At 73.8% G+C, this 18352-nt stretch carries 21 protein-coding genes and 1 pseudogene; 6 read left to right on the top strand and 16 right to left on the bottom strand.

What is annotated here, in order from left to right; genetic code table 11:
* Positions 1-92 precede the first annotated feature (92 nt).
* The 6 genes from rpsO to truB form a co-directional block, all read right to left on the bottom strand.
* Positions 93-362, bottom strand: coding sequence for a 30S ribosomal protein S15 (gene rpsO, locus ACQEVB_RS19965; RefSeq protein WP_432973522.1), 270 nt, complete (start codon positions 360-362; stop codon positions 93-95).
* 195 nt (positions 363-557) lie between these two features.
* Positions 558-1037: a hypothetical protein gene (locus ACQEVB_RS19960; protein WP_432973520.1), complete on the bottom strand. Its 480-nt coding sequence runs from the start codon at positions 1035-1037 to the stop codon at positions 558-560.
* A 103-nt stretch (positions 1038-1140) separates the two neighbouring features.
* Positions 1141-1632, bottom strand: coding sequence for a 2'-5' RNA ligase family protein (locus ACQEVB_RS19955; RefSeq protein ID WP_432973518.1), 492 nt, complete (start codon positions 1630-1632; stop codon positions 1141-1143).
* A complete protein-coding gene (locus tag ACQEVB_RS19950; protein ID WP_432973516.1) occupies positions 1632-2102 on the bottom strand; it encodes a helix-turn-helix domain-containing protein in 471 nt (156 codons plus the stop codon). The genes ACQEVB_RS19955 and ACQEVB_RS19950 overlap by 1 nt, the downstream gene beginning before the upstream one ends.
* Before the next feature lie 50 nt (positions 2103-2152).
* Complete coding sequence (locus ACQEVB_RS19945) at positions 2153-3076, bottom strand: bifunctional riboflavin kinase/FAD synthetase (RefSeq protein ID WP_432973514.1); 924 nt, start codon at positions 3074-3076, stop codon at positions 2153-2155.
* A 68-nt stretch (positions 3077-3144) separates the two neighbouring features.
* Positions 3145-4023 carry a tRNA pseudouridine(55) synthase TruB gene (gene truB, locus ACQEVB_RS19940; RefSeq protein ID WP_432973512.1) on the bottom strand — a complete coding sequence of 293 codons (879 nt, stop codon included), beginning with the start codon at positions 4021-4023 and terminating at the stop codon, positions 3145-3147.
* A gap of 62 nt (positions 4024-4085) precedes the next feature.
* Between truB and ACQEVB_RS19935 the strand changes: the two genes are divergently transcribed.
* A complete protein-coding gene (locus ACQEVB_RS19935) occupies positions 4086-5738 on the top strand; it encodes an ABC-F family ATP-binding cassette domain-containing protein (protein ID WP_432973510.1) in 1653 nt (550 codons plus the stop codon).
* A gap of 19 nt (positions 5739-5757) precedes the next feature.
* Here ACQEVB_RS19935 and ACQEVB_RS19930 read toward each other — a convergent pair whose 3' ends face one another.
* The 3 genes and pseudogenes from ACQEVB_RS19930 to ACQEVB_RS19920 all read right to left on the bottom strand — a co-directional run bounded on the left by ACQEVB_RS19930 (position 5758) and on the right by ACQEVB_RS19920 (position 8038).
* Positions 5758-7080, bottom strand: a complete 1323-nt coding sequence (locus tag ACQEVB_RS19930) for an MATE family efflux transporter (RefSeq protein WP_432973508.1) — start codon at positions 7078-7080, stop codon at positions 5758-5760.
* Positions 7081-7259: 179 nt separating this feature from the next.
* A pseudogene (locus ACQEVB_RS19925) lies at positions 7260-7706 on the bottom strand (class I SAM-dependent methyltransferase); the annotation flags it as partial.
* 119 nt (positions 7707-7825) lie between these two features.
* Positions 7826-8038, bottom strand: a complete 213-nt coding sequence (locus ACQEVB_RS19920; protein WP_432973506.1) for a hypothetical protein — start codon at positions 8036-8038, stop codon at positions 7826-7828.
* A gap of 223 nt (positions 8039-8261) precedes the next feature.
* Between ACQEVB_RS19920 and ACQEVB_RS19915 the strand changes: the two genes are divergently transcribed.
* On the top strand, positions 8262-9107 hold the full coding sequence (locus ACQEVB_RS19915) for a helix-turn-helix domain-containing protein (protein WP_432973504.1): 846 nt from the start codon (positions 8262-8264) through the stop codon (positions 9105-9107).
* Positions 9108-9122: 15 nt separating this feature from the next.
* A complete protein-coding gene (locus tag ACQEVB_RS19910) occupies positions 9123-9458 on the top strand; it encodes a DUF397 domain-containing protein (RefSeq protein ID WP_432973502.1) in 336 nt (111 codons plus the stop codon).
* Between the two features lie 75 nt (positions 9459-9533).
* On the opposite strand, the gene rbfA is transcribed toward ACQEVB_RS19910, so the two are convergent.
* The 6 genes from rbfA to rimP form a co-directional block, all read right to left on the bottom strand.
* A complete protein-coding gene (gene rbfA / locus ACQEVB_RS19905; protein ID WP_432973500.1) occupies positions 9534-10004 on the bottom strand; it encodes a 30S ribosome-binding factor RbfA in 471 nt (156 codons plus the stop codon).
* 25 nt (positions 10005-10029) lie between these two features.
* Positions 10030-10326, bottom strand: coding sequence for a DUF503 domain-containing protein (locus ACQEVB_RS19900; protein ID WP_432973498.1), 297 nt, complete (start codon positions 10324-10326; stop codon positions 10030-10032).
* A gap of 67 nt (positions 10327-10393) precedes the next feature.
* On the bottom strand, positions 10394-13372 hold the full coding sequence (infB, locus tag ACQEVB_RS19895) for a translation initiation factor IF-2 (protein WP_432973496.1): 2979 nt from the start codon (positions 13370-13372) through the stop codon (positions 10394-10396).
* A 93-nt stretch (positions 13373-13465) separates the two neighbouring features.
* A complete protein-coding gene (locus ACQEVB_RS19890) occupies positions 13466-13762 on the bottom strand; it encodes a YlxR family protein (RefSeq protein WP_432973494.1) in 297 nt (98 codons plus the stop codon).
* Positions 13763-13942: 180 nt separating this feature from the next.
* Positions 13943-14974 carry a transcription termination factor NusA gene (nusA, locus tag ACQEVB_RS19885; RefSeq protein WP_432973492.1) on the bottom strand — a complete coding sequence of 344 codons (1032 nt, stop codon included), beginning with the start codon at positions 14972-14974 and terminating at the stop codon, positions 13943-13945.
* Positions 14971-15516, bottom strand: coding sequence for a ribosome maturation factor RimP (rimP, locus tag ACQEVB_RS19880; RefSeq protein ID WP_432973490.1), 546 nt, complete (start codon positions 15514-15516; stop codon positions 14971-14973). Before rimP ends, nusA begins: the two co-directional genes overlap by 4 nt.
* Before the next feature lie 240 nt (positions 15517-15756).
* Here rimP and ACQEVB_RS19875 point away from each other — a divergent pair, with 240 nt between their 5' ends.
* Both ACQEVB_RS19875 and ACQEVB_RS19870 read left to right on the top strand, forming a co-directional pair.
* Positions 15757-16293 carry a hypothetical protein gene (locus tag ACQEVB_RS19875; protein WP_432973488.1) on the top strand — a complete coding sequence of 179 codons (537 nt, stop codon included), beginning with the start codon at positions 15757-15759 and terminating at the stop codon, positions 16291-16293.
* Between the two features lie 15 nt (positions 16294-16308).
* Positions 16309-16824, top strand: a complete 516-nt coding sequence (locus tag ACQEVB_RS19870; protein ID WP_432973486.1) for a ferritin-like domain-containing protein — start codon at positions 16309-16311, stop codon at positions 16822-16824.
* Positions 16825-16840: 16 nt separating this feature from the next.
* Here ACQEVB_RS19870 and ACQEVB_RS19865 read toward each other — a convergent pair whose 3' ends face one another.
* A complete protein-coding gene (locus ACQEVB_RS19865) occupies positions 16841-17866 on the bottom strand; it encodes an aminotransferase class V-fold PLP-dependent enzyme (protein ID WP_432980447.1) in 1026 nt (341 codons plus the stop codon).
* 19 nt (positions 17867-17885) lie between these two features.
* Between ACQEVB_RS19865 and ACQEVB_RS19860 the strand changes: the two genes are divergently transcribed.
* Positions 17886-18296: a secondary thiamine-phosphate synthase enzyme YjbQ gene (locus tag ACQEVB_RS19860; RefSeq protein ID WP_432973484.1), complete on the top strand. Its 411-nt coding sequence runs from the start codon at positions 17886-17888 to the stop codon at positions 18294-18296.
* Positions 18297-18352 lie beyond the last annotated feature (56 nt).

Genomic DNA, 18352 nt, shown 5'->3' with positions numbered 1-18352 from the left:
GATCGGCTGCCGGCGGCGTGGCGTCTGAGTTGAGTCAGTGCTTCAGTTGTGGACCGGCCCGGACCGCGGGAGGCGATCCGGGCCGGAGGGGGTCAGCGGCGCAGGCCGAGGCGCTCGATCAGCGACCGGTAGCGCGCCACGTCGACCGAGGCGAGGTACTTCAGCAGCCGGCGGCGGCGCCCGACCAGCAGGAGCAGACCACGACGCGAGTGGTGGTCGTGCTTGTGCTGCTTCAGGTGCTCGGTGAGGTCGCTGATCCGCTTCGTCAGCAGCGCGACCTGCGCCTCGGGCGAGCCGGTGTCGCCCTCGTGGATCCCGTAGGTCTCCAGGATGCTCTTCTTGGTTGCGGCGTCGAGTGCCACGTGCTCCTCTTTCGTTCTGCGTGCCGTGTGGCCTGCCCGCGAGCCCGGGAGATCCCCTGGGGCGGGTGGAAGACGGTCGCGGCCGCCACGGACTGCAGCCGAACCCGAGACACCACGTTACCAGCAGCGATGCGTCGACCCCGCACCGGTGTGTCGGCGCGGGGTCGGCGGTGGTTCGTGATCAGGAGCGACGTGTCAGCTCGAGTGGCTCGGCTCGGAGCTGCCGGAGTCGGTGTGGCTCGAGTCGGTGTGGCTCGGGTCGGTCTGGCTCGGGTCGGTGTGGCTCGAGTCGGAACTGCCCGAGTCGTGCTTGTCCTCCTCGTGCTTCTTCTCCTCCTCGTGCTTCTTGTCTTCCTCGTGCTTCTTGTCCTCGTGCTTCTTCTTGTCCTCGTGCTTGGGCGGCTCGTGGTACTCCGGCTTGGGCTTGCTGTCGCCTCCGGACCGGGCAGCCGGGACCGCGCGCACAGGCTGCGGCGCGGGGACGGGCTCGGGCGCCGGCGGGGGCACCTCGGCGACCGCAGCGGCGGCGGGATCGGCGGCCGTCTCGTCCACGTTCGCGACCGGGGACGACACCACCACGGGCGTGATGCGGGCGGGGCCGGTGCTGCACCCGGACAGGGCGCCGGCGGCGAGAGCGGCGAACAGGACTGCGGCAGCAGCGCGGCGAGCGGACATCGGTTTCACCCTTTCCAGTGACTGCGTCCAGGTTCGCCGGATCGGGCGCTCGGCGCGCTCCCCTGCGCAGGCACAGCCCGCTGCGGGCCAGGTGAGGAAAGTGTCACCGTCCGGCAAGGACGACCCGGTGCACGGGCGTGTGCACCGGTCCGCCCGCGCGCAGCTCGCTCGCCATGAGCACCACCTCGCGGGCCTCCCACCAGGGACCGGCCAGCGGAGGCAGGCGCGGGGCGGCCACTCGCCTGCGGCCACGGCGGCGCAGCAGCGTGAGGTGCGGCACGAACGCGTCCGGGTCGCCGCCGACGGCCGCGACCAGCGCGGTCAGCGCGGCCGGCGGATCAGCGACGACGCGGGCCCAGCGCACCCCGGGGAACCGGCCGGCGCCGTCGACCCGCAGGCGCGGCGCCGGCAGCTCGGCGACCCGGTCGAGGGCGGCGACCGGCCCCGCCGGCTCCACCTCCCCGTGGAACGCGAGGGTGAGGTGCCAGGTGGCCGGGTCGACCAGCCGCCAGCCCTCCGGGACCGGACCGGACAGGGCCGCCACCACCTCCGCGACGGCATCGGCGGGCGGGACCACCGCGGTGAACAGCCGCATCAACGGGCGGCCTCCCGCAGCACGTCCGCCAGCTCCGGGAACGCCGGGGACAGCGCGTCAGCCGCGGCGGCGAGCCGCCCGGGGTCGGTGAGGCGACGCAGCGCGTCGGCGGCGGCCCGCGCCGTGCCGGCATCGGCCGGATCGCCCGCCCCAGACCACCGCATCGCCGCCACCTCGTCCAGCAGCGCCTCCACCGTGGAGTCGGGGACGGGTCGGCGCAGCTCGTCGATCCGGCGGTCGAGCTCGAGCAACCGCGCCAGCACCGTCGGGTCGCCGATCTTGACCCGGCGCCCGCTGACCAGCTGGCTGAGCATCGCCGGGCTCATGCCCAGCGCCTTCGCCAGCCGGGCCTGCGAGATCTGCAGTACGGCGACGAGCCGGTGCACCCGCTCCCCGAGCGGCGCGCCGTAGAGCGCGCGCTGCCGCTGCTGGTTCAGCGCGTTGCGCTCCCGCTGGGACTCGATCGCCACCACCGGATGGTCGCAGCTCCGATCGCCTGCCCGAGGCCGAACGGACAAACTCAGGCGAGGAGTTCGCGGGTGCGCGCGACGTCGCGGTGGATCGCCTCGATCAGCGCCTCGATGCCGTCGAAGCGTTCCTGGCCGCGCAGCCGCGCCACGAAGTCGACGGCGACGTCGAACCCGTAGAAGTCCTCGTCGACGTCGAGGACGTACACCTCGCAGGTGCGCTCCCGGCCCGAGAACGTCGGGTTGGTGCCGACCGAGATCGCGCCGGGCAGCTCCCGCCCGTGGATCACGAACCGCCCCGCGTAGACGCCGTCGGCGGGCAGCGCCGTGAACGGCGCGGTCGCGATGTTCGCGGTGGGGAAGCCCAGGTCCCGGCCCCGTTTCGCCCCGTGCACCACGACGCCCTCGATGCGGTGCGGGCGACCCAGCGCCACCGCCGCGGCGGCGACGTCGCCGGCGTCGATGCACGAGCGGATGTAGGTGGAGGAGAACGTGACGTCGTGGTCGGAGATCAGGTCGAGCCCGTCCACGCTGAAGCCGAACCGGCGGCCGAACCCGGTCAGCATCGCCACGTCGCCCGCGGCCTTGTGGCCGAACGTGAAGTTGCTGCCCACCAGGACCTCGGCGGCGTGCAGCCGGTCGACGAGCACCTCGTGCGCGAACGTGGCCGGCTCCATCCGGGAGAGCTCCACCGTGAACGGCAGCACGCAGAACGCGTCGATGCCCAGCTCGGCGACGAGCTCGGCGCGGCGGCGCAGCGAGGTGAGCCGGGCGGGGTGGCTGCCCGGGCGGATCACCTCCGCGGGATGCGGGTCGAACGTGATGAGCACGGCGGGGAGCTGCCGTTCCTTCGCCCGCGCGACCGCGCGGCCGATCAGCTCCTGGTGCCCTCGGTGGACGCCGTCGAACACGCCGATGGTGACGACGCTGCGCCCCCATCCGGCCGGTACGGCCTCCAGTCCCCGCCAGCGCTGCACTGTCCTTACCCGCCCCGCCTCCTGCGTCGGCTTCCATCCCCGGTCGGCAGGAGCCTACGCAGCGACCGTCACGTCGCCGCGGGGGCCAGCACGACCACCGGGCGTGCCTGCCCGCCCTCGTCGCGCATCAACGCCACGACGTGCCCGTCCGGGCCGAAGACGCCGTACACGCCGTCGTCGCCGAACGGGGCGAGCCGCTTGCCGTGCGAGACGTCGATGGCTCCGGCCTCGTTCAGGTCGTGCCGGGCGAACGCCGTGTCGACGGCCTGGTCCAACGGGAGGGACAGGGTCGGGTCGGTCTCCAGCGCGTCGAGCGTGCGGGCGTGGGAGAGGTCGAACGGGCCGACGCGGGTGCGGCGCAGCACGGTCAGGTGCCCGCCGACGCCGAGCGCGGCGCCCAGGTCGCGCGCGAGCGCCCGCACGTACGTGCCGGAGGAGCAGGCGACGACGACGTCGAGATCGGTGCCGTGCCGGGCGACCAGCGTGAACTCCGAGACCGTGACCGGGCGGGCCGGCAGCACGACCTCCTCCCCCGCCCGGACCCGCGCGTAGGCCCGCTGGCCGTCCACCTTGATCGCGGAGACCGAGCTGGGCACCTGCTGGATGTCGCCGGTGAGTGCGGAGATGCCGGCGGTGATCGCGGCGTCGGACACGCCGCGGGCATCGGCGGTCTCGACGATCTCGCCCTCGACGTCGTCGGTGGTCGTGGTGGCGCCGAGCCGGATGGTGGCCGTGTACGCCTTGGTGTCGAGGGCGAGGTGACCGAGCAGCTTCGTGGCCCGCCCGACCCCGCACACGAGCACGCCGGTGGCCATCGGGTCGAGGGTGCCGGCGTGGCCGATCTTGCGGGTGCTGAAGATGCGCCGCAGCCGGCCCACGACGTCGTGCGAGGTCATCCCGCCCGGCTTGTCGACGACGACCAGTCCCGGTGGAGGTTCGGCACGCATTCGTCGGATTCTGCCTATCTCGCTCGACGGCTGCCCGTTCGGGCCACCACCATCTCCCACTCGTGGGACATGTGGAGGCCATGGCCGTCGGTTACGTGCTGCCGGACGGCCGCGAGCTGCTCGCCGACGTGTCGTTCCGGGTGGGCGACGGGCGCAAGGTCGCGCTGGTCGGGCCGAACGGCGCCGGGAAGACGACGCTGCTGCGCATGGTGGCGGGCGAGCTGGCCCCGCACTCCGGCTCGTTCGCGCGCAGCGGCGGGCTCGGCGTGATGGGTCAGTTCATCGGCTCGATCTCGGACGAGCGCACGCTCGCCGACCTCGCCCTGTCGCTGGCCCCGCCGGCCGTGGCGACGGCGGGAGCACGGCTGCGTGCCGCCGAACGGGCACTGGACGCGAGCGAGGCCACCCAACTGCGCTACGCCGACGCGCTGGCCGCGTGGGGCGAGGCCGGCGGGTACGCGGCGGAGGTCGAGTTCGACACCGCGTCCGTCGCGGCGCTCGGCCTGGCGTGGGAAGCGGTGCGCGACCGGCGGGTGGCCACGCTCTCCGGCGGCGAGCAGAAGCGGTTCGCGCTGGAGCTGCTGCTGCGCGGCCCCGACGAGGTGCTGCTGCTCGACGAGCCCGACAACTACCTCGACGTGCCCGGCAAGCGCTGGCTGGAGGCACGGCTGCGGGAGACGCCGAAGACCGTCCTCTACGTCAGCCACGACCGGGAGCTGCTGGCCAACACGGCCGAGCGCGTCGTCACTGTCGAGGGCGGGTCGGCGTGGGTGCACCCCGGCGGGTTCTCCTCGTGGCACGCGGCGCGCGTCGCCCGGCACGAGCGGCTCGACGAGCTGCGCCGCCGCTGGGACGAGGAGCGCGCCAAGCTGGAGCGGCTGGTGCAGGAGTACAAGGTCAAGGCCAGCCACAACGACGGGATGGCGTCGCGGCTGCAGGCCGCGCGAACGCGGCTGGCGAAGTTCCTGGAGGCCGGGCCGCCGCAGGAGAAGGCGCGCGAGCAGTCGATCCGCATGAACCTGGGTGGCTCGCGGACCGGCAAGCGCGCCGTGGTCTGCGAGCAGCTCGAACTGGAGGACCTCACCTTCCCGTTCGATCTGGAGGTGTGGTTCGGCGACCGGGTCGCGGTGCTGGGCGCCAACGGCACCGGCAAGTCGCACTTCCTGCGCCTGCTCGCCCGCGGCGGCTCCGATCCCGAGCCGGGCGCGGTGCCGGCGAGCGGTGCGGCGCTGGCCCCCGTCGCGCACTCCGGGGTGGCCCGGCTCGGCGCACGGGTACGACCGGGGCACTTCTCGCAGACCCACGACCACCCGGAGCTCACCGGCCGCACCCCGCTGCAGGTGCTCGTCGAGGGCGACGCGGACCGGCCCGGCCGCACCCGCGAGAACGCCATGAAGTCGCTGGCCCGCTACGAGCTGGCCGGGCAGGCCGAGCAGCGGTTCGAGTCGCTGTCCGGCGGGCAGCAGGCGCGGCTGCAGGTGCTGCTGCTGGAGCTGTCCGGGGCCACCCTGCTGCTGCTCGACGAGCCCACCGACAACCTCGACCTCGCGAGCGCCGAGGCTCTGGAGGAGGCGCTGGACGCGTTCGAGGGCACGGTCCTCGCGGTCACGCACGACCGCTGGTTCACCCGCGGCTTCGACCGCTTCCTGTTGTTCGGCGGCGACGGCGAGGTGCAGGAGACCCCGGCCCCGGTGTGGGACGTGGCCCGGGTCTGACCCGGTCGACGCCGCGGGGTTACCGCACCGCCCCGGGGACCGCCCAGGCTCCGCCGCGTGCGCGGCTCAGCACCGCTGCCAGGCGCACCAGCATGAAGAGGGCCAGGCCGGACCAGATGCCGGCCAGGCCCCAGCCGAACGCGAGGGACGCCCAGATCAGCGGCAGGAACCCGACGAGTGCCGCCGCGAGCGTGCTCGTGCGCAGGTAGGCGGCGTCGCCGGCGCCGAGCAGCACCCCGTCCAGCGCGAAGACGGCGCCGGCCACCGGCTGCAAACCGACGAGGAACCACCACGCGACCGGCACCACCGCGAGCACCGCGACGTCCGGGGTGAAGAGCGGCGGCGCGACGCCGACGAGCGCCGCGAACACCACCGCGAAGACCAGGCCCATCACGACCCCGTAGCGCAGGATCCGGCGGGCCAGCTCGCGGGCGCGGTCGCCGTCACCGGCGCCCAGCGCCGCCCCGACGAGCTGCTGCGCGGCGATCGCCAACGCGTCGTGGATCAGCGAGACGAACACCCACACCTGCAGCACGATCTGGTGCGCCGCCGCGGTCTGCGCGCCGAACCGCGTCGCGACGGCCGCCGCGGACAGGAAGCAGGCCTGGAACGCGAGGCTGCGGGCGATGAGATCGCGACCCAGCGCCAGCTGGGCGACGATCACCCGCGGCCGCGGACGCAGCCCGACCCGGTCCCGCGCCCGCTCGGCCACGAGCGCACCGGCGAACAGCAGCGCGGCGAGCGTCTGCCCGAGCACGTTCGCCCACGCCGAACCGACCAGCCCCCACCCGAACCCCAGCACGAACACCGGGCAGGCGAGCGCCGACACCCCGTTCCCGGCCAGCACGAACCACAGCGGCCGCCGGGTGTCCTGGACCCCGCGCATCCACCCGTTCCCGGCGAGCGTCACCAGCACCAGCGGGGCACCGAGCAGCGCCACCCGCAACCACGTCACGGCGGCGTCGGCGATCGCACCGCCGTTGCCGAGTGCCTGGGTCACCGGCGCGGCCACCAGCTGGCCGATCACCACCAGCGCCAGCCCCACTGCGATCGCGAGCCACGTGGCCTGCACACCCTCGGCGACGGCCTCGGCGCGCCGCCCGGCGCCGTGCAGCCGCGCCGCCCGGGCCGTGGTGCCGTACGACAGGAACGTCAACGACGTCGTGACCTGCGCGAACAGCACCCCGGCCACGGCCAGACCGGCCAGCGGCACCGCACCCAGGCGGCCCACCACGGCCGTGTCGACGAGCAGGTACAGCGGTTCGGCGGCCAGCACCGGCAGCGCCGGAGCGGCGAGCCGCAGGACGTCCGACGCCGAGCCGCGGGGTGGTGCGTGCGGCATCGCGCCAGCGGGCGGCGACACACGTAGACGAACGCGGGCGGCACGTTGCGCCACACCGTCGAACTCACCAGCACCTCCTCGAACGAGCCGCGCAGGGTGCGCCGGAACTGCCGCGCCGCCGCCAAGGTCATCCCGTGCAGGTAGGCGAACGTGGTGAACGCGCCCGTGTCGCCGATCGCCCGGCTCACCTCGCCCAGCACCGCCTGCTGCGTGGCGTCGTCGAACAGGGCCCACGGCAACCCGCAGATGACGGCGTCGGCGTGCTCCACACCGCGCGCGGCCAGCACCGCGGACAGGTTCCGCGCGTCGCCCTGCACGACCTCCAGGTCGGGCCGGGTGCGCTGCAGGTAGCCCACCATGTCGCCGTCCAGCTCCACGGCCAGGTGCCGGGAGCCGGCCGGGAGCCGCTGCGCGATCACCGCACTGACGGCGCCGGTGCCCGGACCCAGCTCCACCACCGTCGGCGTGCCCGTGCGCGGCACGATCGACGACAGCACCGCCGCCAGCTGCGGCGAGCTCGGGGCCACCGCACCGACGGTGCCGGGCGCCCGCAGCGCCGCCCGGAGGAACGCGCGCCGCGCCGCTCGGTGATCGGTCGCCGCTGGGTGCCCCCCGGTCCGTGTCATGGGATCACCGTATCCGCGCGACCCGGCGCCGGTACCCAGGTGGTCCGGGCCGTTGCGTCGATCAAGGGCAGAAGGTCGCTTGTCGATCACAAATGACGACGTTTTGCCCTTGATCGACATCACCCGCCGTCCGTGGCCTCCTCGCTGCGGCGGAGCAGGATCGTCGCGGCATCGGCGGCGACACTGAGCGTGCACGGCCACCACCCCATCGGCGTCCCGGTGCCCGGACGGGTGCAGCCCCGGCAGCGGCCCTTCTCATCCGGGACGTGGTCGGCGAGCAGCCGCGCGACGACCTCCGGCTGCGCGGCCAGCGCTTCGGCCAGCTCGCTCATCGGGCGGACCCGGCCGGGACGGTCCACCAACCAGGCCCACCCCGCCCGGTGGCCCGTCGATGGCGTCCACGAGGGCCGGTGAACCCGAGTCCGAACAGGCGCACCAGGCGCACCGCAAGCATGCGATGAAGTATGTCGTGTGGATATCCACAGCACAAGTCCCGCGTTTGCACGAGGGGTCAGCGGGCCGATACGGTGCGCCAACCATCGCGAAGGAGGTGCCGTGGCCGCGCGGAAGGACCCGTTCGCCATCGCCTGGCTCGTCGGCAACGAGCTGCGCCAGGCCCGCACGCGGGTCGGCGAGACCCAGGCCGAGGCCGCCGCGCGCATCGGGTCCAGCACCTCGCGCATGAACTACATGGAGACCGGACGCTCGGTGCAACGTGCCGACGACGTGCGCAAACTCATGGAGTTCTACGGCCGCGCAGAGGACGGCGAGCGGCTGGCCGGGATGTTGATTCCGCCCACTCGGCGAGTCTGGTGGGCTCCGTGGGAGCCAGTCATCCCGCAGTGGCACCGGTTGTTCATCGGCCTGGAGGGCTTCGCCGCCGCCGAGTTCGAGTACGAGCCCTTGATCGTGCCGGGACTGCTGCAGACGCCTGACTACGCAGCGGCGCTGACCGGGGTCGGCCAGGTTCCGCCACTGCACCGCGATCGCATCGTCGAGGTCCGTACCGTTCGGCAGGAGCGCCTGTTCGACGACGCCGAGCCGCTCAGCGTCTCGGTCGTGATCGAGGAACATGCGCTGGATCGGCAGATCGGCGGGTCGGACTGCATGCGGGCGCAGCTCGACCATCTCCTGGAGATGGCAGAGCGGCCGAATGTGACGTTGCAGGTGATGCCGGACGCTGTGCCCGTGCACGACGGGATCGCGGGGAAGCTGATCTTGTTCGACTTCGCAGACGCTCAATCGATCGGCTACGTCGAGTATGCCGACGGCGCCGTCTACGTGGGCGACTACCATCAGGTCGCGGGCTACATCTACCGGCGCGAGCAGCTGCGCGCCGCCGCCCTCGACCGTCACTCGTCGCGGGAGGTGATCTCAGCCCGCCGCGCGGCGATGGACTGACACGGGAGCACGGCGATGGAGCACCTGGCCTGGCGGACCTCCAGCTACAGCAGCAACGGGTCGAGCTGCGTCGAGGTCGCTCCCGCCACGTCGGGGGTGCTGCTGCGCGACACGAAGGACCACGGCTCCGGTCCTGTGATCGCCTTCTCCCCCGCCCAGTGGTCCGCGTTCCTCGCCGAGGTGGCCGCCGACGCGCCCAGCGCGAACGGGGCGGCGACGGCCGAGCCGTCGGAGTCCGGGGTGGCGCTGCACGCCCCCGACGGTGTGACGCTGCGGTTCACCCCGTCGGAGTGGGCCGCGTTCCGCGCGGGCGTCCGCGACGGTGAGTTCGCCGCGCTGGTCCCGGCCTGACCAGCCACGTCACACAGCGCTGGGCCCCTTCACACACGTTCTGACATGTGTGAACGGGCCCAGCCATGTGTGACGTCAGGCCGTTCCGTCGGCCTCGGCCTCGTCGTCCTCGACCTCGCGCGGCTTCTTGTACGGGTCGGGGTCACCGGCCGGGGTGGCGTTGGCGGCGAGGCGGGCCAGTTCGGCGTCGGCCTCGCGGGTGCGGGCCAGGAGGTCCTCCATGTGCCGCGCGGTGTCGGGCACCTGGTCGGGCACGAACGTCAGCGACGGGGTGTAGCGCACCCCGGTGCCGGCCCCGACCATCGACCGCAGGACCCCGGTCGCGCTGGCCAGCGCGGCGGCGGCGCCGGCGGTGTCCGGTTCGGCGTCGACCCGCTCGCCGAGCACCGTGTAGTAGACGGTGGCCTCGCGGAGGTCCCCGGTGACGCGGGTGTCGGTGATGGTGACCATCGACAGCCGCGGGTCCTTGACCTCGTGTTCCAGTGCCCCCGCGACGATCTGCGAGATCCGCTTCGCCAGCTTGCGGGCGCGGGCCTGATCGGCCATGACGTGCTCCTGTGCAGAAAGGTGGTTACTCGTCCTCCGGCCCCAGCATGCGCCGCCGGGCCGAGAGGAGTTCCAGCTCCGGGCGCGCGGCGACGAGCCGCTCGCACCGGTCGAGCACGTCGCCGACGTGCCCGGCGTCGGCCGCCACGCAGCTGACGCCGATCAGCGCCCTGCGGTGCAGGTCGAGATGGCCGGCCTCGGCCACCGCGACCTCGAACCGGCGACGCAGCTCGGCCACGACCGGTCGCACGACCGAGCGCTTCTGCTTCAGCGACGCGACGTCGCCGAGCAGCACGTCCAGCTCCAGCGCTCCGACGAACATGAGGCGATCGCCCGCCAGGTGCCCGCAGCGCCCGGGGCAGCGAACCTGCCCCGGGCGCCGACGCGGGTCAGGCGCGCGGCTTCTCCTTCATCTCGTAGGTCTCCACCACGTCGCCCTCCTTGATGTCGGAGTAGTTGCCCAGCGTGAGGCCGCACTCGAAGCCTTCGCGGACCTCCACGGCGTCGTCCTTCTCGCGCCGCAACGAGGCGATGGTGAGGTTCTCCGCCACCACCTTGTTGTCGCGCAGCAGACGGGCCTTGGCGTTGCGGCGGATGATCCCACCCATGACGAGGCAACCGGCGATCGTGCCGAACCGCGACGAGCGGAAGATCGCGCGGATCTCGGCGCGGCCGAGCTCGACCTCCTCGAACTCCGGCTTGAGCATGCCCTTGAGGGCCTGCTCGATCTCGTCGATGGCGTTGTAGATCACGGTGTAGTACCGGATCTCGACGCCCTCGCGGTTGGCGTTCTCGGTGGCCTTGCCCTCGGCGCGGACGTTGAAGCCCATGACGATCGCGTCGGACGCGGTGGCCAGGTTGACGTCGCCCTCGGTGATGCCACCGACACCGCGGTGGATGACCCGCAGCTCCACGTCGTCGCCGACGTCGATCTTCATGAGCGCGTCCTCGAGAGCCTCGACGGAACCCGAGTTGTCGCCCTTGATGATCAGGTTGAGCTGGTTGGTCTCCTTCAGCGCCGCATCGAGGTCCTCGAGGCTGACGCGCTTGCGCCGGCTCGCCAGCTCGGCGTTGCGCTCGCGGGCGCGCCGCCGGTCGGCGATCTGGCGGGCCACCCGGTCCTCGTCGACGACGAGGAACGTGTCGCCGGCGCCGGGCACCGAGGTGAACCCGATGACCTGGACGGGACGCGACGGGTAGGCCTCGATGATGTCGCCGCCGTGCTCGTCGAGCATCCGCCGGACGCGCCCGGAGGCGTCGCCCGCGACGATCGAGTCGCCGACGCGCAGCGTGCCGCGCTGCACCAGGACCGTGGCCACCGGACCGCGACCGCGGTCGAGGTGCGCCTCGATCGCGACGCCCTGGGCGTCCATGTTCGGGTTGGCCCGCAGGTCGAGCGCGGCGTCCGCGGTGAGCAGGATCGCCTCGAGCAGCTGCTCGATGTTGGTGCCCTGCTTCGCCGAGATGTCGACGAACATCGTGTCGCCGCCGTACTCCTCGGCGACCAGCCCGTACTCGGTGAGCTGCTGGCGGATCTTCGCCGGGTTGGCGCCCTCGACGTCGATCTTGTTGACCGCGACCACGATCGGCACGTCGGCCGCCTGGGCGTGGTTGATCGCCTCCACCGTCTGCGGCATCACACCGTCGTCGGCGGCGACCACGATCACCGCGATGTCGGTGGACTTCGCACCACGGGCACGCATGGCGGTGAACGCCTCGTGACCAGGGGTGTCGATGAAGGTGATCGGCCGGACGACGCCGTCGAGATCGGTCTCGATCTGGTAGGCGCCGATGGCCTGGGTGATGCCGCCGGCCTCGCTCTCGCGGACGTTGGCCTTGCGGATCGTGTCGAGGAGCCGCGTCTTTCCGTGGTCGACGTGACCCATGATCGTGACGACCGGCGGCCGGAACTCGAGGTCGTCGTCGTCGCCCTCGTTCTCGCCGAACGAGATGTCGAACGAGTCGAGCAGCTCGCGGTCCTCCTCCTCGGGGGACACGACCTGGACGACGTAGTTCATCTCCGAGCCGAGCAGCTCGAGGATCTCGTCGGACACCGACTGCGTGGAGGTGACCATCTCACCGAGGTGGAACAGCACCTGCACCAGCGAGGCCGGGTTGGCGTTGATCTTGTCGGCGAAGTCGGTGAGCGAGGCACCGCGCGGCAGCCGGATCGTCTCGCCCGAACCCTTCGGCAGGCGCACGCCGCCGACCGAAGGGGCCTGCATGGCGTCGTACTCCTGGCGCTTCTGGCGCTTCGACTTGCGACCACGGCGCGCCGGACCACCGGGACGCCCGAAGGCACCCGCGGCACCGCCGCGACCACGACCACCGCCGCCACCGGGACGACCACCACCGCCACCGGGACGGAAGCCGCCACCGGCCGGGGCGCCACCACCGGGACCACCGGCACCGCCACCGGGACGGAAACCGCCGCCACCGCCGCCGGGACGGAAACCACCGCCACCGCCGCCGGGACGACCACCGCCGCCGGGACCACCCGGACGACCACCGGGGCCGCCACGGCCACCAGGACCGCCGGGTCCACCACGACCGGGACCGGCCGGGCGGGCCGGCATCATGCCCGGGTTGGGCCGAGGCGGCATGTTGCCCGGGTTGGGCCGCGGGCCGCCCTGACCGGGCGCGCCGCCCGGACGCGGGCCACCGGGCCGCGGGCCCGGACGCGGACCACCCTGGCCGGGCGCACCCTGCGCCGGTGCCTGGCCGCCACCCTGTGCGGGCGGGCCGGGACGCGGCGGCGGGGTCGGGCGCGGCGGAGCGCCGGAACCGACACCGAACGGGTTGTTGCCCACCCGCGGGGCACGCGGGCCGGGCTTGGGCGCCTGCGGACGCGGCGGGACCGTGCCCGCGTCGGCGGCAGCTGCGGGCTGCTGCGGGGCGGGACGGGCCGGCGGGGGCGTCGACGGACGCGCCGCGGGCTGCTCGGGCTGCGGGCGCGGACCCGGCCGGGGGCCGGGGCGCGGCGCACCCGTGCTGGGTGCGGTCGGGCTGCTCGGGCCGCTGACCGTGCTGCTCGGCGCGGCCGCGGCCGGCGCGGACGGGCCGGGCACCGGGCGGGACTGCCCGGGCGCCTGCGGACGAGGACCGGGGCGCGGGCCGGGCGCCTGCGGGCGCGGACCGGGCTGACCGGGGGTCGGGGCGCCGGACCGCTGCGGGCGGGCGCCACCTTGACGGTTCTTGCCGTCACCACCGCCGGCGACGGACTCCCGCAGCTTGCGGGCGACCGGGGCCTCGACGGTGGACGAGGGAGACTTCACGTACTCCCCGAGGTCCTGCAACTTGCTCAGGACCTGCTTGCTGCTGATACCGAGCTCCTTGGCGAGCTCGTGCACGCGGGCCTTGCCTGCCACTGCACTCCTTGTATTCGGAGGCCGGCGGCGGGACCCGCTCGACCTCTAGGCCTGGTGTCGAAGCACGTTCATGGTGCGATCTTCACGACTGGCTCATGACGGGTCGACCTTGCTTTCGGATGTGTCGGACCCGGGTCGGTCCCGGGTCCCGTACTGCTCGTCCAGATGCATCCGCACCGCGTCGACCGGGAGCGGCCCCGGCACGCGCAAGGCGCGCGGGAACGCTGAACGGCGATCGGCTCGGGCGAGGCACTCCGGAGCGGGGTGCAACCAGGCACCACGTCCAGGGAGCCGCCGGCGCGGGTCAGGGGTGAGGACCCCGTCCACCACGACGACACGCAGGAGAACGCCGGCCGCGGATCGGGAACGACATCCGATGCAGGTGCGCACCGGTCCCGTCGCCCGTTCGTGGGCCGGTGCTGAGTGTAGCGCAGCACCCTTGCGCGCCGTGCCCCTGCGCTCGCCCCTACCCACCCCGGCCCTCCTCGACGGCACCGGCCGGCATCCGCCGCATCGATCGTCCTCCCGGCACACGACGTCGCGAACGCCGACGTGGGACCGTCGGCGATCTCAGCTCGTGCCGGACCCGGATCCGGCCGGGTCAGCGCCGGTGGGGACCCCGGCGCGCGGATCGGCGTCGCTGCGGATGTCGATCCCCCAGCCCGTCAGCCGCGCGGCGAGGCGGGCGTTCTGGCCCTCCTTGCCGATCGCCAGCGACAGCTGGAAGTCGGGCACCACGACCCGTGCCCTGCGCATCTTCTCGTCGACGATCGTGACCGACACCACTTTCGACGGCGAGAGGGCGTTGCCGACGAAGGTGGCCGGATCCTCCGACCAGTCGATGATGTCGATCTTCTCGCCGGCCAGCTCGCTCATCACGTTCCGGACACGAGCGCCCACCGGACCGATGCATGCGCCCTTCGGGTTCACCCCGGGCACCGTGGACCGCACCGCGATCTTGGAGCGGTGTCCCGCCTCGCGGGCCACGGACACGATCTCGACCGTGCCGTCCACCAGCTCCGGCACCTCGAGCGCGAACAGCTTGCGGACGAGGTTGGGATGCGTACGGCTCAACGTGATCTGCGTCCCTCGCATTCCCCGGGTAACACCGACGACGTAGCAGCGGATCCGCTCGCCGTGCTCGTAGCGCTCCCCCGGCACCTGCTCGGCCTGCGGCAGCACGCCCTCGGTCTGCGGCGACAGCTGCACGATCACCACGCCGCGGGCGTTGGCGCGCGCGTCGCGCTGCACGACACCCGCGACGATCTCGCCCTCCTTGGCGGAGAACTCGCCGTAGGTGCGCTCGTGCTCGGCGTCGCGCAGGCGCTGCAGGATGACCTGGCGGGCCGTCGTGGCGGCGATGCGGCCGAAGCCCTCCGGGGTGTCGTCCCACTCCGCGGTGGTGCCGTCCTCGCGGGTCTCCCTGGCCATGACCCGGACGAGACCGGTCTTGCGGTCGATGTCGATCCGCGCGTGCGGCTGGTGGCCGTCGGTGTGCTTGTAGGCGGTGAGCAGTGCCGTCTCGATGGCCTCGATCACGGTCTCGAACGGGATGTCCTTGTCCCGCTCGATGGCGCGCAGCGCCGCGATGTCGACGTTCATGACCCTTCCTCCGCCTGCGCCGGGCGCGCGGCGCCGAGGGCGCGCAGCTCCGCCTCGGGCGCCGGTTTGAACTCCACCTCGACGGCGGCGCGGCGGACGTCGGCGAAGCGCAGCTCCCGCTTCTTGCCGTCCACCAGCACGACGACCGACTCCGGCCCGGCCGTGCCCACCCGGCCGGTGAACTTCTTGCCGTCGGTCGTGGTGACCGCGACCTTGCGCAGGTGCGCACGCTGCCAGTGCCGCTGCTTGGTGAGCGGCCGCTCGGCACCCGGCGAGGTGACCTCGAGGGTGTACGAGCCGTTGATCAGGTGCTCGTGGCGGTCCAGCTCCGCCGACACCGACCGCGACAACCCGGCGAGCGCGTCCAGGCCGACGCCGCCGTCGGAGTCGACGATCACCTTGACCGTGTGCCGCCGCCCCGCCACTCGCACGTCGAGGTCGTCGAGCTCGAAACCGGCGCCGGTGACGATCGGTTCCAGCACGCCGTACAGCTGCCCGGGCAGCGGCCCGGGATCCGGCTGTACGGGTTTGGACGGCGGCATGACGAACTCCTCCTGCGACGCGGCGATCCGAGGATCCGGCGCGGACGGTGGGCGGTGGGCAGTGACCGCGGACGCGGTGCGGTCCGTCAGGGTAGCGCGCCGCACCCGCTGCTCCGTGCGACCGTCGACCGCCGCACCCGCTCGGGTACCCGCCTGGCAGGATGGCGGGTCGGCGGCACGGCGCGCGCCACGACGACGACGCCGACCGCGCACCGGCGACCCGACGTGGTGAGGAGGCCCGTGGACCCGCTGCACCGGCCCTTCGGCAGCCGCCTGACCAGGCGGCACGTGCTCACCAGGGTGCTGCCCGCCGTCGTCGTGCTCCCGACCGCCGTCAGCGGCTGCTCGCTCGGGCAGAACGCCGCGAAGGCGCCCGACCCGCTGCCCGGCCTGGCCGACGCCGCGCGGGCCGACGCCGCACTCGCCGCCGCCGCGATCGCGGCCGACCCGACGCTGAAGGCGCGCCTCGAACCGCTGCGCGCCGCGCGCACCACGCACGCCGCCGAGCTGGACCGGCTCCTGGGCCGGCCGCCGGCCACGGGCGCGGCCGCCCGCACGACCGCACCCGCGGCCCCCTCGGGCACCTCCTCGGCCAAGCCGTCGGCCACCCCGTCGAGCACGGCCCGCCGCGACGCGCCCGGGGTGCGCGAGGTGCACGACGCGATCGCGGCATCGGCCGCCGCCGCAGCGGACGCGGCCATGGTCCTGCCGGCCGAGAAGGTCGGCCTGGTCGCCTCCGTCGCGGCCTGCTGCTCCACCTACGCGGCGCTGCTGTAGCGGCCGGAGGCTCCCATGACCCACCCCGAACCCGCGCAGCAGACCCCGTCGCCGAAGCCCCCGCGCCCGCCGCGGCCCCCGAACATCGACGAGGTCGCGGTCGCCGCCGTGCAGCGCGCGCTCGGCGCCGAGCACGCCGCCGTCTGGTGCTACTCGCTCGCCGTCGCGTTCCTCGGACCCGAGCAGCGCGCCGCCGCCCGCACCGACGCCGACGCGCACCGCGAGCTCCGCAGCCAGATCGCGCGCACCCTGTCCGACATCGGGTCCCAGCCGGTGTCGGCGCAGCCCGCCTACGCGACGCCGGAGCCGGTCACCTCGGCGGCCACGGCGGCCAAGCTGCTCGTCGTCGCCGAGACCGACGCGCTCGCCGCGTGGCGCTCGGTGATGGAGCGCACCGCCGACCGCACCCTGCGCAAGGCCGCCCTCGACGCGCTCACGTCGACGGCCGTGCGCTGCGCGCGCTGGCGCGGCGTCGTCGGTGCCGACCCGGCGGTGCCGCAGCTGCCCGGGGCCCCCGAGACCGCTCGCTGACTCAGCCCCAGAATCGTCAGCGCAGCGCCGCCACCACGCGGTCGAGGTCGTTCTCGTCGTTGTAGAGGTGGAACCCGAGCCGCACCGCGCCGGCCCGCACGCTGGAACGCACCCCGGCCGCCGCCAGCCGCTCGCCCACCTCGGCGCCCGCCACCGAGACGATCGCCGACCCGGCCGGTGGCAGGCCCAGCTCGGCGCGCAGCGCGTCGGCCAGGCCGACGCAGTGGGCGTGCACCGCGGCCCGGTCCAGCGTCGCCAGCCACGGCAGCGCCACCGCCGCACCGACGTGGGCGAACCACACGGGCGAGATGTCGAGCGCCCGCGCGTCGGGTGCGAGGCGCAGCGGCAGCCCGTACACGGTGTCCCACGGGTCGTCGCCGGCGAACCAGCCGGCCTGGTGCGGCACCACCCGTTCCCGCACCGCGTCGCTGACCGCCAGCCACGCGGCCCCGCGCGGCGCGAGCAGCCACTTGTAGGACGCGCCGACCACCACGTCGGCCCAGCTCACGTCCGCGTCCAGCCAGCCGAGCGCCTGCGAGACGTCCAGGACGACCGTCGTGCCGGCGGCCTGAACCTCGCGCAGCGCAGCGAGGTCGGCGAGCGCACCGTCGGCCGACTGGACGACGCTCACCGCGACGAGGTCGGCGTCGGCCGCCCGCTCGGCCAGCTCCGCGTCGGGCACCTCGTCCACGACGACGCCGCGTCCGGCCTGCGCTGCGAACGGGAAGGTGACGCTGGTGAAGTCGCCGGCCCGCACCACGACCCGGGCGCCGTCGGGCAGGCTCGCCGCAATCTGCGCGACGAGCGGTGACACGGCGCTCCCGATCGCGACGCGGTGGTGCGGCACGCCGACGAGCTCGGCGAACGCGGCGCGCGCGGTGGCGATCGCCGGGTCGTAGTCCGGCGGCGACGCGACGCCCCGTCGCCAGTCCTCGACCGCTGCGGCGACCGCGTCCGCGACCACCGCGGGCGGGATGCCGATGCTCGCCGTGTTGAGGTATCCGTCAGGGACGTCGAACTGCTCGCCGAAGGCCTTCCGCACGTCCTCCATCATGGTCGGCATGGAGTCGATCGTCATCGAGGTTCGCACCGGCACCCACGAGACCGTCGTCGATCTCGACGCCGAGGTCGAGCGGTTCCTGCGCTCCATCCGGGCCGGGGACGGGTTGCTCAACGTGTGGGTGCCGCACGCCACCGCGGGGGTCGCGATCATCGAGACGGGGGCCGGCAGCGAGACGGACCTGCTGGCCGCGCTGCGCACCGTCCTGCCTGCCGACGACCGCTGGCAGCACCGGCACGGCAGTCCCGGGCACGGCCGCGACCACGTGCTGCCCGCCTTCATCGCCCCGTCCGCGACCGTGCCGGTGCTGCGCGGCCGCCCGGCGCTCGGCACCTGGCAGTCGATCTGCCTGGTCGACACGAACGGCGACAACCCGGTGCGGAAGGTCAGGCTGTCGTTCCTGTCGGGCTGAGCGTGCCGGACGGCCGGACGGCAGTCCCGTCAGCGGGCGCCCCAGCGCCGTGATCA

It is taken from the genome of Pseudonocardia sp. CA-107938, from assembly GCF_050936315.1.
Classification (GTDB): Bacteria; Actinomycetota; Actinomycetes; order Mycobacteriales; family Pseudonocardiaceae; genus Pseudonocardia.
Note: the sequence above shows the minus strand (reverse complement) of the source record. Positions and strands in the feature narration are given on the sequence as shown.